General features: G+C 40.1%; 12 protein-coding genes, 2 rRNA genes and 1 pseudogene (1 of these 15 running past the window's edge). 5 read left to right on the top strand and 10 right to left on the bottom strand.

Annotated elements, in window-relative coordinates; genetic code table 11:
* Positions 1-228: 228 nt before the first annotated feature.
* A complete protein-coding gene (locus A6A20_RS09615) occupies positions 229-4,317 on the bottom strand; it encodes a S6 family peptidase (protein ID WP_279573218.1) in 4,089 nt (1,362 codons plus the stop codon).
* Between the two features lie 174 nt (positions 4,318-4,491).
* Complete coding sequence (locus A6A20_RS09610) at positions 4,492-4,782, bottom strand: YfcZ/YiiS family protein (RefSeq protein ID WP_279573217.1); 291 nt, start codon at positions 4,780-4,782, stop codon at positions 4,492-4,494.
* 280 nt (positions 4,783-5,062) lie between these two features.
* Here A6A20_RS09610 and A6A20_RS09605 point away from each other — a divergent pair, with 280 nt between their 5' ends.
* From A6A20_RS09605 to rluA, 4 genes are all read left to right on the top strand, one after another.
* Entirely contained in the window at positions 5,063-6,466 is a 1,404-nt protein-coding gene (locus A6A20_RS09605) for an outer membrane protein transport protein (RefSeq protein ID WP_279573216.1), read from the top strand.
* Between the two features lie 65 nt (positions 6,467-6,531).
* Positions 6,532-7,065, top strand: a complete 534-nt coding sequence (locus tag A6A20_RS09600) for a methylated-DNA--[protein]-cysteine S-methyltransferase (RefSeq protein ID WP_424585427.1) — start codon at positions 6,532-6,534, stop codon at positions 7,063-7,065.
* A gap of 97 nt (positions 7,066-7,162) precedes the next feature.
* Positions 7,163-10,066: an RNA polymerase-associated protein RapA gene (rapA, locus tag A6A20_RS09595; RefSeq protein WP_279573215.1), complete on the top strand. Its 2,904-nt coding sequence runs from the start codon at positions 7,163-7,165 to the stop codon at positions 10,064-10,066.
* A gap of 1 nt (position 10,067) precedes the next feature.
* Positions 10,068-10,727 (top strand): bifunctional tRNA pseudouridine(32) synthase/23S rRNA pseudouridine(746) synthase RluA, encoded by a 660-nt coding sequence (gene rluA / locus A6A20_RS09590; RefSeq protein WP_279573214.1) that lies wholly within the window; start codon positions 10,068-10,070, stop codon positions 10,725-10,727.
* Positions 10,728-10,919: 192 nt separating this feature from the next.
* Here rluA and A6A20_RS09585 read toward each other — a convergent pair whose 3' ends face one another.
* Positions 10,920-11,561 carry a TfoX/Sxy family DNA transformation protein gene (locus A6A20_RS09585; RefSeq protein ID WP_279573213.1) on the bottom strand — a complete coding sequence of 214 codons (642 nt, stop codon included), beginning with the start codon at positions 11,559-11,561 and terminating at the stop codon, positions 10,920-10,922.
* 801 nt (positions 11,562-12,362) lie between these two features.
* On the opposite strand from A6A20_RS09585, the gene A6A20_RS09575 reads away from it, so the two are divergent.
* Positions 12,363-12,884, top strand: a complete 522-nt coding sequence (locus A6A20_RS09575) for a hypothetical protein (RefSeq protein WP_279573212.1) — start codon at positions 12,363-12,365, stop codon at positions 12,882-12,884.
* Here the strand turns inward: A6A20_RS09575 and A6A20_RS09570 are convergent.
* The 7 genes and pseudogenes from A6A20_RS09570 to A6A20_RS09540 all read right to left on the bottom strand — a co-directional run.
* Positions 12,866-13,327, bottom strand: coding sequence for a hypothetical protein (locus tag A6A20_RS09570; RefSeq protein ID WP_279573211.1), 462 nt, complete (start codon positions 13,325-13,327; stop codon positions 12,866-12,868). The two genes, A6A20_RS09575 and A6A20_RS09570, sit on opposite strands and share 19 nt — an antisense overlap.
* A pseudogene (locus A6A20_RS09565) lies at positions 13,327-13,914 on the bottom strand (transposase); the annotation flags it as partial. The gene A6A20_RS09570 and the pseudogene A6A20_RS09565, both read right to left, overlap by 1 nt.
* 11 nt (positions 13,915-13,925) lie before the next feature.
* A complete protein-coding gene (locus A6A20_RS09560) occupies positions 13,926-14,138 on the bottom strand; it encodes a transposase (protein WP_279573210.1) in 213 nt (70 codons plus the stop codon).
* Between the two features lie 33 nt (positions 14,139-14,171).
* On the bottom strand, positions 14,172-14,354 hold the full coding sequence (locus A6A20_RS09555) for a hypothetical protein (RefSeq protein ID WP_279573209.1): 183 nt from the start codon (positions 14,352-14,354) through the stop codon (positions 14,172-14,174).
* Positions 14,355-14,439: 85 nt separating this feature from the next.
* Positions 14,440-14,763, bottom strand: a complete 324-nt coding sequence (locus A6A20_RS09550) for an IS630 transposase-related protein (protein ID WP_279573208.1) — start codon at positions 14,761-14,763, stop codon at positions 14,440-14,442.
* Positions 14,764-14,987: 224 nt separating this feature from the next.
* Positions 14,988-15,103 (bottom strand): 5S ribosomal RNA (gene rrf, locus A6A20_RS09545).
* A 147-nt stretch (positions 15,104-15,250) separates the two neighbouring features.
* A 23S ribosomal RNA gene (locus tag A6A20_RS09540) occupies positions 15,251-16,309 on the bottom strand; it runs 1,952 nt beyond the window's last position.

The raw sequence follows: 16,309 nt of genomic DNA, 5'->3' as shown, positions 1-16,309 counted from the left end.
AGCAGAACGGCTCAGTGAAGATTTTGGTATAAGTTATTACCAGAGTTATCAGTCTGGTCGCCAATTTTGGTTGGGAATAAAATATGACTGGTAAATAAAATAAATCCCCTTGAACAAGGGGATTAAAAGTGCGGTATATTTTTAAAAAATTTTTTGCATTTAAATCTACATTGAGTTTAATCAATTCTTGTTGTTTTTCATGATCTTTTTTCTAACAACTTAACTGCGTTACTTCCAAGCGTACCTCAACCCAAATTGCACCGAGCGGGTACTATCAATGTTTTTGCCTTTGCCATAGTTGATTTGTAGGTGGGTTTGCCAGTTTTGGGTTTTTAGGCGGATACCTGTGCCTATGTTGGTGTAGTCGCTGAAGGTTTGGGTAAAGTGGTGCTGGTTGACGCTGAGTTGGCTGTTTTTGTGATATTTGATGTGGTCGGCGCTTAGGTATGGGGTAAGCGTCATTGGGGAGAGGGTGAGCGGTTTTTCTAGGGTGAGTTGGGCGTGGTAGCTGACTAGGTTTTCGCTTGAGGTTTTGATGTCTGCGCCTGCAAGTGGGTATTGGCTGGCGCTTAGGTGGTTGTGGTTGATGCCAAGTGCAGCTGTGGCGTTGAGCCATGAGGTGGTGATTTGTTTGCCAATGCTGATGCCGATGGTGTGGGCGCGGTGTTTGATGGGGTGTTGCCCTTCTAGTTGTATGTTGCTGCGGCTGTGGGTTTGTCCTGCGTTAATGGCGATGTGGAGTTGGTTGGTGAGGGTTTGTTTGGCATAGAGGGTGAGTTGATGGGTTTGGTTTTTGCCGTTGATGTGGTCGTCAAAGTTGTGGGTGGCTTTGGCGTAGGTGTAGATGATGCCTGTACTTAGCTTGCCCCATGGGTTGGTAAGGCTGTGGCTGGCGCCTGTTTGGATTTGATGTTGGTTTTTACGGTAGTGGCGATGTTCGTTGGATTGGTGGTGGCTTTGTTGGTAATGATTGGTGATAAAGAAGTTGTCGTTGTCTTGGTTGATTTGCATAAATACACTGTGATTTAGGCGTCCAAGGGTATGGACGTAAGAGGTTTGTTCAGATAGCGCTGTGTTGGTGTAACGGCTGATCGTTTGAGCTTGTTGGAGTGCTTGTTCTTCTTGGCGTTGGCGTTCCGCTTCGGCTTGTTGGCGCGCTTGTTCTTCTGCTTGGCGTTGGCGTTCGGCTTCGGCTTGCTGGCGTGCTTGTTCTTCCGCTTGGCGTTGGCGTTCCGCTTCAGCTTGTTGGCGCGCTTGTTCTGCTTGGCGTTGACGTTCGACTTCGGCTTGCTGGTGCGCTTGTTCTTCTGCTTGGCGTTGGCGTTCGGCTTCGGCTTGTTGGCGTGCTTGTTCTTCTGCTTGGCGTCTGGCTTCTTCCGCCTGCTTGCGTTTTTCTTCTTCTAAACGCTGTCTTTCGGCTTCTGCCTTTTTACGGGCTTCTTCCGCTTGTTGGCGTTCTTGTTCTTGGATTTGGGCTTCTACGATGGGGTTGTAGAGGCGGTAGGCGTTTGTTTCGTTTATCAGTTGGTAGCGGTAGGCGCCAATGTCTATGTGTTCGTTTGGGTTGGCGAGGCGGATATTGAGGGTTTTGCCGTTTTGTTGTTCGGGGGTGATGGTGAGGAGGGTGAGGCGGTCTTTGCTTTTTTGTGGTTCTTTGCCGCTGTTGTTGATCATGAGGGTGAAGTTGCCTTCGCTGCTGCCTGATATGTGTATGCTGTCGCTTTGCATGTTGCCTAAGTCGGTGCGATAGTTGATTTGTCCGTTGCCTGATAGGTTGCCTTGTATGTGTAGGGTGTGAAAGTTGTTGTTTGTTTGGCTTAGGGTGAGTTGTGCGCCGTTTTGCATGTTGAGGTGTCCGATGGTGCTGTTTTGCGTTAATGTCCAGTGGCTTTCGCTACCGAGTGTGATTTGGCTGTTTGTGTCGCCTTGTATGGCGCTATGTAGGTCGGTTTTGCCGATGTATAGTTGAGCGTTGTCGTTTAGGTTGATGTTGCCTTGATATTGGAGGCGAGCGATGTGGTTGGTGATGTCGCTGTGGTAGTTGGGGGTGGTGCAGTTGATGTTGCCTGTGTAGTCGGAGCGGTGGCAAACGGGGCTGTGGTTGTTAGTGTAGCCAAGTTCAATGCGTGCGTGGTCGCGAGCGGTGATGTTGCTGTTGAGTTGGCTGATGTTGCGTCCGATGTGGATTTGACTGTGGTCGTTGGCGATGATGTGTTTGGCTCTGATTTGGCGCGTAATCCAGTCGTGGTCTTTGATAACTTCTTTTTTGTTTAAGTGGTCGTAGGCGTGTGGGGTGGGGCGTCCTGATAGGTAGAGGGTACTGTTACCGTTGGTGGTGAGATTGCCGTTGAGGTGGATATTGCCTGTGAGGAGTAGGCTACTTCCGTTTAGGTTGGGGGTGTAGGTAAGGTGGAGTTCGCCGTTGAGGGCTGGATTGTTTTCGCCGAGTGTGCCGTTAAGTGCGGTGTGTTTTCGCGCTAAATTTTTGCGTGTGATGATTTCGGCGATGGCTTGGTTTTTGCCTTGTTCGCCGCTACCTAAGAATTCCCAGTTGCTGTCGCTGTTTTGTTCGGTGGGAAACCATGCGTTGGCGTTGCCTTTGAGGATAAAGTAGTCTTTACGGTTGCCTTTGTGGTTATTGATGTATTCGTAGAGGTCGGCGCCTGCTATTCCCCATTGTCCCCATTGTATGTGGGCTTCGGTAAATTCAGGCTGCCCTGTGAGGGTGAGGCTGGCGCTTTGGTTGAGGTTGTGGTTGACGATGTGTGCGCCGTCGTCTACGTGTTTGATGCGTTGCATATGTATATGGTTGCCGTTGAGGTCTAGGCGTCCGCCACGGAAGCCAAAGTAGAGGTTGTTCCAGTCCATTTGGTCGGCGCTTGTTAGTCTAACGGTGGGGCGTCCGCTGACGATGCCTAAGCGGTTAAAGGCTTGTTTTTCGCCGTTGCTGTCTGCTTGTTGGTCTAGGATAACAATGCCGTCGCCAATGCTGATGTCGCCTTCGTTTTTGCCTGTGCCGTTAATGTGTAAAGTGCCTGCGCCAATTTTGGAGAGGCGGTCGCCTTTGGGGTTGGCGATTTGCCATATTAGGGTTTTGTCTTGGGCTATGCTGATGCCCGCGCCTTGCCAAGTGATGCCGTTTTCACCTGTTACTTTGTAATCGGTGTCAAAAAATAATGCGCCTGCACCTTGATTGACGTTACCTGCAAAGTGCAAGCGCCCTGCTTCGCCTGTAAAGATGACGGTTTTGCCGTGGTTGAGTTGGGGGTTGGTTTGCCTGTTGCGTCCTGTGAGGTTGGGGTTAAATACAGCTATGTCATGGCTGTGGCTGCCTGAAGAGACTTGGTGTGTGCCTACGGTGGCGGTGTGTCGCCATGTCCATTGAGTGTCAGATAGAGAGTTATTAATGATGGTACCAATATTCGCATCTTTTATACGTTTATTATAGGTCGAACGTACCACCCAATAAATGTTCCCTGTTGCACCTGATAAAGAAGCAAAAGTAACAGCCATGAGTTTCCATTTTTGTTCTTGTGCATCATAGACAAATACGCCTGAACCACTGTCCCCAGCTAAAGCAATATTGACCATTGGACCATAGTGATTTCCCATCACTGAACCATGAGTTCCAAATCCTGCATAACTGGTCGTATAAGGAACAGTAACAGCACTACCTGTTAAGAAATGATAGGCTCCTGCGACCCATTTATTTTGATTATTTTCGCGTACTTGTTGCGTTCCTGAACCTGCACGTACCACCAATGGATAACGATGAGAATTGTTATAACTTGCACCATGTACATTGGTTACTGTTTCCACAGGCATGACTTCGGTAACTAATTTATGTAATCTTGGGGTATGATAATCTTTGTGATACGGATTATTCTGATCTTGAACGTAATTATTATGATGTACCAGCTGATAAGTAAATGTATGGCTATCTGGGTGATTTTCTATTGAACCAAATTGTACTTTATTATAACCATTATGCGAAACACTCACAAGATATTGCGGATCAATTAAAGTCGTAAAGCCACCATCACTATTAATAACACTAAAATCCACCATTGGAACGTTACGTAACATTGTGCCAATATTCTGCCCCGATTTGTTATAAATCGGTACGTTCATCGCCCCTACTGTAAATTGTCCTTTATTTTCAGCAAAATCACGGAAATATTGGTAATCAATGTCACCACGAACAATGGAGGCATGGGATTTTACACTTAGTGTAGAAAATAAAACAGGTAACAATAATTGATTAAGTTTAGATAAAACAAAACCTTTTTTAACAAGATAAGAAGACAAATCGATCATAATATTAATAGTATTAAAATTGCTGAAAATCATTAATTAGAGTAAATTTTTGCAAAGTATAGACAGCAATAAACATGAACACAATAAAATTTTATTTAATCATGCCTATCTTTCTAATTGATATTAATAAATGAACGAAAAAATTATGCCACTCAAAACAAGTGGCATTTAATACTAACGGGTCGATAATTGAAAAATCATACTTTCCGCTTGGCAGGAAAATAAGAAATGTGCGGTTAATTGATAACCATTTTCTACTTGTTTGATTTCACTGTGGATTTCACAAGGATCAGTTTCCGCTTGTTTTGCTTTGTCGGTTAAATAAGCTAATGCTTGCTCTGCTTGTTGCTGGGTTTCATATACTTGGCTAAAATCAACACCGCAATCTTCGTTATCAATTACTGTACCAACATCAACACAACAACAGGCTTTCGCTTCTTCTGCTTTACATCTTAAATCAGTCATACAATGTCCTTTACACACAAATAAATAATCTTGAGTGTAGCAAAACTTAGAGAAATTTTGCCAATTTTTATTATTAATCCTTGATCTATATCAAGGTAAATCTGAAAGAATAAATCATTTATGATGACAATCCTCACTGGTCGGAACAGCATAGAAAACCGCAAAATAAATTTGCACCAAACTAACAGCTTATTTACAATCCGAGCCTTATTTATAAAGTATTCATTAATTAATAAAATTTATCGTTGTTATACATTGATTATTTTTAAGGTCAAAAGACATGAAGAAAACTCGTATTTTTAGCAAAACCTTATTAACTACCGCATTGCTTGCTAGCTCAAATGGTGCATTTTCTGCGGCTTTCCAATTAGCTGAAGTTTCTACTGAAGGATTAGGTCGTGCATACGCTGGGGAAGCGGCTATTGCAGAAAGTGCTAGTGTGGTTGCTACTAATCCTGCTTTAATGACAAAATTTAAGCAAAATGCCTTTTCAATTGGTGGGATTTATATTGATTCAAGTATTCATTTAAATGGGCAAATTAACGCTCAAGCCAATATCGCTGGTAATTCAATAACCCTCGCCAGTGCTGATGCTAGCCAAACCAATGTAGTGCCTGGGGCATTAGTGCCTAATTTATATTTTGTTAGCCCAATTAACGAGCGTTTTAGTGTGGGCGGCGGTATGAATGTTAATTTTGGACTGAAAAGTGAATATGCTGATGACTATGATGCTGGAATTTTCGGTGGAACAACCGACTTAACGGCGATTAATCTAAATTTAAGTGGGGCTTATAAAATCTCGCAAGGCTGGAGCGCCGGTTTAGGCTTAAATGTGATTTATGCAAAAGCAAAAATTGAGCGTAATGCAGGTATCGTTGATACTGCTCTCAACAATGCGATGATCGTTGCCGCACAAAATCCTGCCCTAATACAGAATATGAGTAGTCAAACACTTGCGACTTTAAGCTCTCTCAACACACAAGTTACTTCTGAATCTTCATTAGTTAATTTACAAGGTGATGCTTGGGGATTAGGCTGGAATGTGGGGTTATTATATGAATTTAATGAAAATAACCGCATTGGCTTTGCTTATCATTCAGCTTATGATCTTGATTTTAAAGATAAATCAGCACAAAGCGTTCAATTAACTAATACAGGAATTGATATTAATTATACAGGTGTTGGTCGCTTAAAACTCAAATTACCAGCTTATTGGGAAATTTCGGGTTACCACAAATTAACGGATAAATTCGCCGTCCATTATAGTTGGAAGTATACAGAATGGAGCCGTTTTAAAGAACTCAAAGGCGTTTATACTGACGGTAAACAAGCTTTCCACAAAACTGAGAATTATCAAAATAATAATCGTGTTTCACTTGGGGCAAGCTATGATATTAATGAAAAATTAACCGTTCGTGCTGGGATTGCCTATGACGAAGCCGCTGCACCTCGTACACACGCTAGTGCTTCTATTCCTGATACGGATCGGACTTGGTATAGTGCGGGCTTTACCTATCGCTTTACCCCAACCCTTTCAATGGATTTCGGCTATGCTCATTTACGCGGTAAAAAAGTCCAATTTACCGAGCAAACAACTATTGCCAATGTCCTTACTGTACAAGCGGATTATACTTCTAAAGCCAGTGCTAACTTATATGGCTTAAATATCAATTATCTTTTCTAATTTCATCATTAATATAAGATAATAAGCGTATTCCTAAGAATACGCTTTTATTTTACGAGATTATTATGATTTATTACCGTTATTATTCTTCCCCTGTTGGCAATTTATTGATGCTGGCACAGCATAATCAACTCACTAATTTGGACTTCCAACTTGAACAAAGCCAACCTAATCCCAAATGGCAAGAAAATACTCAATTACCAGTCTTTATTCAAGTTCAACAACGATTAGATCATTATTTTGCGGGCGAAAAAGTCAACTTTCACGATCTTCCTCTTGCCCCACAAGGAACGCCATTCCAACAACAGGTTTGGCATGTACTAAAACATATACCCTATGGTAAAACCATCAGTTATGCAGAGATTGCCAATAAAATTCACAACCCAAAAGCAATCAGAGCTGTGGGCGGTGCAGTAGGCAGTAATCCAATCAGTATCCTTATCCCTTGTCATCGCGTGTTGGGTAAAAATGGTACACTAACAGGTTTTGGTGGCGGACTTCCCGTCAAACGGCAACTGCTCGCTCTTGAACAAATTGATTATATTGATAAGGGCGTAGAGTTTGTGAAACCTAAATTGTTGAAAAAATATTATGAATAAAAGAAAAAATCCTAAAACTCACCGCACTTAGTAGCCGACAACAACAAAATTCGCTAGAATAGCCCGCTTTGTAAATTGCCTTAGGGGTATGGGATTTATGCTATTTAAACTTGGACAACGCTGGATTAGCGAAACAGAAAATAATTTAGGCTTAGGGATCATTGTAGAATGTAATTACCGTACGGTTACCATTTTATTTCCCATTGCCGATGAACAACGTATTTATGCTGTGGATTCTGCCCCTTTAGTGCGTATTTTATTTAACGTAGGCGATATTATCCAACATCATACAGGCTGGCAAGGAAAAGTGCTATCCGTTGAATACAGCGAAGATCTTGCTGTTTATCAAGTGGAAAATCTAGCAGATCACGATATTTGCTTAATTAAAGAAATTGACTTAGCACATCAAATTCGCTTTGGTAAACCACAAGACCGTTTATTTTCCGCTCAAATTGATCGCAATGATCATTTCGTTTTACGTTATCAATCCTTATTACATCAACAAGCTCAATATCAATCGCCGTTACGTGGATTACGTGGAATTCGTGCGTCATTAATGGCTCATCAGTTACATATTGCCAAAGAAGTGGGGCAACGGATTTATCCTCGTGTATTGCTGGCTGATGAAGTAGGATTAGGAAAAACCATTGAGGCTGGAATGATTTTGCAACAACAATTATTTCAAAGCAAAGTTACTCGAGCTTTGATTATTGTGCCTGAAAATCTGCAACATCAGTGGTTGGTGGAAATGCTACGCCGTTTTAACTTAAACTTTGCTTTATTTGATGAAGAACGTTGTGCGGATTTTGATCGTCCTGAATATGATGAAAAAGTTAATCCTTTTGCCAGTGAAAATCTAATCATTTGTGCCTTAGATTGGTTAATCCAATATCCACAGCGAGTTGAACAATTAAAACAAGCTGAATTTGATATGCTGATTGTGGATGAAGCCCATCATCTTGCTTGGTCAGAACAAGAGGTTAGCCCTGAATATCAGTTAATAGAGCAACTTACTCAACAAATCCCAGCGGTATTATTACTGACCGCAACCCCTGAACAATTAGGTTTAGCTAGTCATTTTGCCCGTTTGCGATTATTAGACCCTAATCGCTTTTATGATTTCCAAGCATTTTGTACAGAACAAGCACAATATCAACCCGTTTCACAAGCGGTAGAGAGTTTATTAAGTGGACAAAAACTCACAGATGAACAAAAACAACATATCGCTTCCTTATTAACAGAGCAAGACTGTTCTGCTTTATTTACTCAACTGGAACAACAAAACGAACAACATCAACAGACTCGCCAACGCTTGATTGATGATTTAATTGATCGGCATGGCACAAGTCGTGTTTTGTTCCGCAATAGTCGGCAAAGTGTACAAGGATTTCCACAGCGTATTTATCACCCTATTAACTTTCCGCAACCTAAGCAATATGAAAATGCCATTAAGGTAATGGGCTTACTACAACCAAACCAGCAAGATAATTTATTTTATCCTGAGCAAATTTTTCAACAGCTTAATCCAGAAGCCGCTTGGTGGGCATTTGATCCCCGTATTGATTGGTTAACAGATTTTGTTAAAAATCATCGTGAAAATAAAATTCTGGTGATTTGTCAACAAGCAAACACCGCCATTCAATTAGAACAGGCATTACGCCAAAAAGAGGGAATTCGTTGTGCGGTATTCCATGAAAATATGTCCATTATTGAACGTGATCGTGCCAGTGCTTATTTTGCTCAGCAAGAAGAGGGAGCACAAGTCTTATTAAGTTCGCATATTGGCTCAGAAGGGCGAAATTTCCAATTTGCTCATCATCTTATTTTATTTAATTTACCGACTCACCCTGATCGCTTAGAACAATGTATTGGACGCCTTGATCGTATTGGACAACAACAAGATATTCATATTTATACCCTATGTTTTGCTGAGACCGCTCAACAGCATTTAGCTCAATGGTATCATCAAGGATTAAATGCTTTTGAACAAACTTGCCCAACAGGATCAACGCTTTTTGCTAAGTGCGGTGAAAAATTACAATATTTTTTACAAAATGAACAAGCTCATCAACCACAAGCGTTTCAACAATTTTTACAATCTACCCAACAACAGCGTCAAGAATTACAACAACAATTAGAACAAGGACGTGATCGTTTATTAGAAATTCATTCTTATGGTGGAATAAAAGGACAACAATTAGCAGAACAAATTGCTCAGCAAGAACATAATCAAGAATTAGCCGAATTTGCCAACACACTTTTTGATATTATTGGCTTAGAACAAGAAGATTTAGATGAAAACAGCTTTACACTTTCTACCACAGGTAATATGCTCATACCTGATTTTCCGGGAATAAAAACAGAAACCACAGGCCTAACATTGCAACGCAGTTTAGCCCTAGCACGAGAAGACCTTGAATTTTTAACTTGGGATCACCCCATTATTTGCCATGGAATTGATTTATTAACCAGTGGTGATATTGGCAAAGCTAGCACCGCCTTATTAATTAATAAAAATATTCCAACGGGAACACTACTATTAGAACTCATTTTTATCGTTGAAGTACAAGCACCTAAGGCATTACAACTAGAACGCTTTTTACCCCCAACGCCAATCCGTTTATTAGTAGATAAAAATGGCAATAATTTAGCTGAAAAAGTGAGTTTTACACAACTTAATAAACAACTTAAACCTCTGAAAAAACAACTTGCACACAAAATAATAAAAACCATTCGTGCTGATATAGAACAAGGCTTAGATAAAGCCAAACAACTTATTCAGCCTTATGCCAAACAGCTTATTCAACAAGCGAAACAACAAAGTGAGCAAGTACTTAGTCAAGAATTAGATCGTCTTGTCGCATTACAACGGGTAAATAAGAATATCCGAACAGAAGAAATTGAAAAATTACAGCAAATTCGCTTACAATCATCGCAGGCATTAAACCAAGCAGACTGGCGTTTAGATAGTCTGCGTGTAATTATTAGTAATAAAGAATAAAATGGCATTACTGGAATATAATCCCCCCATTGAACCTTGGCTTGACGTGGTTTACCACGATAATCATATTATCGTGGTAAATAAACCAAGTGGCTTACTTTCTGTCCCGGGTAACCAACCACAATTTTTTGACAGTGCAATGATGCGAGTAAAACAAAAATATGGTTTTTGTGAACCTGCACATCGGCTAGATATGTCAACTAGTGGGTTACTTTTATTTGCTCTGAGTAAACAGGCTGATCGGGAATTAAAACGACAGTTTCGTGAACGTGAACCGAAAAAACAATACCAAGCTTTAGTATGGGGACATATCAAACCTGAACAAGGGCGTATTGAATTACCCCTTATTTGTGATTGGGAAAATCGCCCTCGCCAAATGATTTGTTTTGAGCGAGGTAAAAAGGCAATTACTGAGTTTCGCGTCTTAGCACGCCTTGCCAATAATACCACAAGGGTACAGCTTAACCCCATTACAGGACGTTCTCATCAATTACGCTTACATCTCGTCGCCCTTGGACACCCCATTTTAGGCGATAAATTCTACGCCCCACCACAAGCAAAATCCCTCTCCCCCCGTTTATGCTTACACGCCGAAACATTACAAATTAAACACCCAATTAGTGGAGAAATCCTGTATTTTCAAGCGAAAACGGAGTTTTAAAAAATAAATAATCTAACAAAATGATTTTTTGCTTATTATAACCTGCTTTAATTTAAAACAACCTAACACAATGGTCGTTCCAAATAGAACAAATTTTAAAAGCAAGTTTATTAATAGGTTAAGACCCGATAACTTATATCGGGTCTTAATGTGTGTTGGATTAAGCATAATATCTTAGAATTCTAATTTACATTAGGATTCTTCCTTTACAGGTTTTAAACCCGCATTAGTCAAAGAAATATTAAGAACTGATAAAGCCTGCTTTCTTTCATTCTTTGTTAATAATGAAACATGTTTATTTTTTAATGCTGCAATAAACAACCAAAAAATGTTAATATTTACCGTAAAACCAGCTTTTTTCAATCTAACATAGCTATTTTGCGGCCCTACTGCAAGAAATTCTTTTACATTATGAATTTCAACTTTTGCCAATAACCTTTCATGTTTAATTGTTAGATTAGCCATCTCTTTAATACGTTGTTTTTTATCTAATTCATCAGCAAGTTTTTGTAGCTTAACTTGCTGAATTGATGCAATAACAACTTTTCTATACAATTGTAGATCATTCATAATACTATTTGGCAAACGATAATATTTAGAAATAGCTAATCCTGGTGAATCATTAATCCATTTGACTGCTCCAAGAGATTCTAAATATATAGCTAACTCATTCTCGGCTCTAAGATAAAATACACCACTTTTACAAATACTAAACATAATAGTTTTATCATAAAACACACCATATCCTGTAAATAATCTTCTTACAGTAATATTGCCAATTAGCTTATTTAATAACTCTACAAATTTCAAAGTATTTTTAGCGATAGGATCCATATACGTTTCCTTATTTTGCTGTTAAAGTTATGTATACTTAACACCAACAGCATTTTTATAACATATAAAAACAAATAAATACAAAACAATTACAATTAATTCTATTAAATTTGTGATCTCTATCCCAAAATAGAAAAAATATCTTATATTTTTTACATAAAAAGAGGGATTATAAGGTTATTTAGTGATGAATCCTCGTCTTTTCATTAAATTAGCAAGCAAATATAACAGTAGCTGAACTCGTAAATATCAATAAAAATACAGCTGTATTTTATTTTACCACTTACACTTATTAGTGATTTACCAAGTTTGAGGTAAAATTTAAAGCTGATAAAAACGATTTTGGTGGATCTCGTAAAGGCAAACGAGGACTCTCACGCTGGATAAAGCCACTGTATTCGGACTTTTAAAGTGTAATGGTAAATTATATACCCAATACAATATCAGCAAATTACTTCCTATTATTCAAGAAAAAATAATACTTGATAATATTGTTTACATAGATACTTATCACAGTTATGATGCACTTGATGTAAGTGAGCTTAATCCTATTGAATGCACTTGGGCAAATATTAAGAGATATATGCGTGCTGTATACTGCCTTACTCGGGTAACTTGGTGGATATGCTTGTGTATCATTCTTATTTCGATTAACTATAAATGGTGTAATGGACAAAATAGTTGCTAAAAAGTGGATTGAAGCCTTATAGTACCGGTATTATGTAGCAGTTGCACAAAGACCGATTAGCTCAATTCTACTATCATTCTCGTGAGTTTTTTCAACCACGAGAATTTTTATTTATGGCAAAGGTAAATGGTGCAACCGCTATTCAGCAGAAAATTGCAGAGCTTAATCAGCAAATCATACATTTTGAACAATGTATTCGTCTAACGAAACTCAATATTGATACATTACGGAATGCTTTAATGGTGCTAGAGTTCGATCCGATTTCATTATTAATACAGAAACAAAATAGCAAAATGAAATCTAAAGCCGCCAAAAATAACAAGGTAGCTACCACAAAATCCCCTTATTATCCCAGCCAATTTATTGTGAAAGTGTTCAAAGATTTTCCCAATGAATGGCTATCTGCAAAAGACATCACATATAAAGCGATTAAAATTACAAAATATACGCTTGCTGAAACAGATATTCAGACGATGACAAGGGGAATTAGCCAGAGATTAAGACGATTGCAGGAGCGTGGGATTGTGGAAAGAAAAACGATGCTAGACGAGAAAACAAAACGCTCCGTTATTCAATGGCGATTAAACTCCATTGAGCAAATTGAAGAATTATCGAATCACGATGACTTATTGTGATGTGCTTTCCATTGCCATTGGATAATTTTATGCTTTTTCACCACAATACGGTTGACAACGCCTTTATTGACTAAGCGTATCATCGCACTGCTGATATTCTTTAAATGATATTCTGATACAGGAGTATGCGGTTGTTTATCGGCAATCAGCACCGCTTCTGCCAGCTCTAAGGCTCGCCAATGGCGTTCAGGCTCTGTTTTCATTACTTGCTGAATCAGTTGGCTTATTTTGCCGTTAAATTGCTTGCGATAAACACGATATTGGTAATTTTCGGTATCATATTGTTGAATATCGTTAGGCTCAAGATTCATCACCTCTAAAGCCTGTTGAAGTAACAAAATACGGCGTTCCACTAAAGCAAGGTGGGCTAAAACTTGCTCTTTTTCTCGTTCAAGTTGCGTGATTTTCTGTTGAATTTGCATTTGATAAATAGGGTCTGCCATTACATTATTAGCCTTTCAGTTTGTCTGTGATAGCCTTGCCAGTAACCTTTCCAATCATTATCGCTAGAAGTCGCAAGACATTTCATAACCACATCATCAAAGATATGTTGGTTATCCAGTTTTCGGGTATCTTCACGATAGGCAATTTCATTGTCATAGTTATCAAGATAGATATTATTCATTTTATGCACTTGTCCGTAATACATACGCTTGAAACGTGAGAAGTAACTTTCAGCGAGGTTGTTAATAATACCCTCATCGCTACAGTATTCACGTTGATGATTCACTCTTTTAAAGTCGTGATTAATAATAAGGTCATCGTAAGCTGAATTTTCATCGGCATGAATACGGCTGTTTGGTGCAATATATGTCGTTGCTAAGGTGTTTATGGTGGCCGTATTTTCTGACAGAATAGGGAAAGTCAGCGTTTTCTTTGCACCCACTAATAACGGATTAGAAAGAGTTTCCTGTGTGGTATAACGCTCACGCATGACGAATATGGCTCGTTTATTCGGATTGGCATTGGCTTTTAAACGTCTATCCACTCGGTCAGCTTTTTTGTTTTTAGGACGAGGGGCAAAATGTATAGTAAAACTCATTAAAAATCGCCACACAACCACATAAAATAAAAGAATAGATGGTCGATGCAATTTAACCGACATTCTTTACGTTTTTGCTTTATCCAAGCCCAAGTATGTTCAATTGGATTAAGGTCAGGACTGTAAGGTGGGAGCCAGAGAATGGTATGCCCCGCGGCTTCTATCAATGCTTTTGTGTCTGAACCTTTATGAAAAGCGGCATTATCCATCACAATAACACTGTTATCAGGAAGTTGCGGAAGTAATCACTGCTTGACCCAACCATGAAAAACATCGCTATTAATACTGCAATTATACAGCCCCACAGCAAACAGCTGTTGATTAAGCACAGCACCGATAGCATTGCTCTGGTTTTTAAGTTGCCAGTTGGATTGGCTAAAACAAGGCTTACCTCTTTGAGCATACCCATACGGTCTGTTGTCATGCATTTTAAAGCCGCTCTCATCTCAATAAATGATTTTTCTTCCCGCTTTTTTAAATGCTTTTAGCGCATTAAGAAAAAACTTTCGTTTTTCAGTATCTGCTTGAGAATGTGCTAACGTCTTTTTTACGCGTTATTCCTAGCCTTTTCAAAGCTGTACAAATGGCGTTTTGGCTACAACCTAAACGCTGTGCTCGCTGCCATTGATAATCATCGGGATAAGCTTCAACATCGGCTTTGAGGAGGTCATTATCAATCTTATCAGGTTTAACAATACGTTTCTTTCGCTCAGGATTTTTCTTCCATCTCTGGATGGTGTTAGTACTGAGCTGAAACTCTTGTGCCAATTCTCGAAAGCTTGCGCCACCTTTGAGTTTGGCTAATATCATTTGTCGGTAGTCTTTTGAGTATGCCATGTGAATATTGTAGCGTATTTAATTAGATTTTACTATAGATAAATTCACACTAAAATTTTTTAAAGAGGAGGGAAAATGAGAATATCAATATTTATGAGAAAAATTATTCTAAAACTGACCGCACTTTGGTGTAATAAAGTGCGGTCAGTTTTAAAATTTTTTTTTCTTAATTCTTAATAAACAAAAAACCCCGTTGCTTCACAACAGGGGTACTATTCATAACAACCTGGCGGTGACCTACTCTCACATGGGGATGCCCCACACTACCATCGGCGTTACGGCGTTTCACTTCTGAGTTCGGCATGGGGTCAGGTGGGACCACCGCACTATCGCCGCCAAGATAATTCCTTTGATGATTTACTTCAATTTTATCCTTTCTTTATTCTTCTTCTCTTTAACTTCAAAAACAAGCTGCCTACTTTAACTCTCTATTCTCTCTCGTCTGATACTTTCTTCTTTCTACCTCGCAAAAACACTACAGCGTTGTATAGTTAAGCCTCTCGGGCAATTAGTACTGGTTAGCTCAATGTATCACTACACTTACACACCCAGCCTATCTACGTCTTCGTCTCAAACAACCCTTACAATCCTTAGATTGGGATAACTCATCTCAAGGCAAGTTTCGTGCTTATATGCTTTCAGCACTTATCTCTTCCGCATTTAGCTACCCAGCAATGCCTCTGGCGAAACAACTGGAACACCAGTGATGCGTCCACTCCGGTCCTCTCGTACTAGGAGCAGCCCCTCTCAATTATCCTACGCCCACGGCAGATAGGGACCGAACTGTCTCACGACGTTCTAAACCCAGCTCGCGTACCACTTTAAATGGCGAACAGCCATACCCTTGGGACCTACTTCAGCCCCAGGATGTGATGAGCCGACATCGAGGTGCCAAACACCGCCGTCGATATGAACTCTTGGGCGGTATCAGCCTGTTATCCCCGGAGTACCTTTTATCCGTTGAGCGATGGCCCTTCCATTCAGAACCACCGGATCACTATGACCTGCTTTCGCACCTGCTCGACTTGTCCGTCTCGCAGTTAAGCTTGCTTTTACCATTGCGCTATCCTCACGATGTCCGACCGTGATTAGCAAACCTTCGTGCTCCTCCGTTACCCTTTGGGAGGAGACCGCCCCAGTCAAACTACCCACCAGACACTGTCCGAAACCGCGTTTCGCAGTCTTCGTTAGAACATCAAACGTTAAAGGGTGGTATTTCAACATCGACTCCATGATAACTGGCGTTACCACTTCTTTGTCTCCCACCTATCCTACACATCAAAATTCAAGGTTCAGTGTCAAGCTATAGTAAAGGTTCACGGGGTCTTTCCGTCTAGCCGCGGGTACACCGCATCTTCACGGCGATTTCAATTTCACTGAGTCTCGGGTGGAGACAGCCTGGCCATCATTATGCCATTCGTGCAGGTCGGAACTTACCCGACAAGGAATTTCGCTACCTTAGGACCGTTATAGTTACGGCCGCCGTTTACTGGGGCTTCGATCAAGTGCTTCTCTTGCGATGACACCATCAATTAACCTTCCAGCA

Source organism: Volucribacter amazonae, assembly GCF_029783845.1.
GTDB classification, from domain to species: domain Bacteria; phylum Pseudomonadota; class Gammaproteobacteria; order Enterobacterales; family Pasteurellaceae; genus Volucribacter; species Volucribacter amazonae.
The sequence above is the reverse complement of the archived record's forward strand: the minus strand, read 5'-3'. Positions and strand labels throughout refer to the sequence as shown.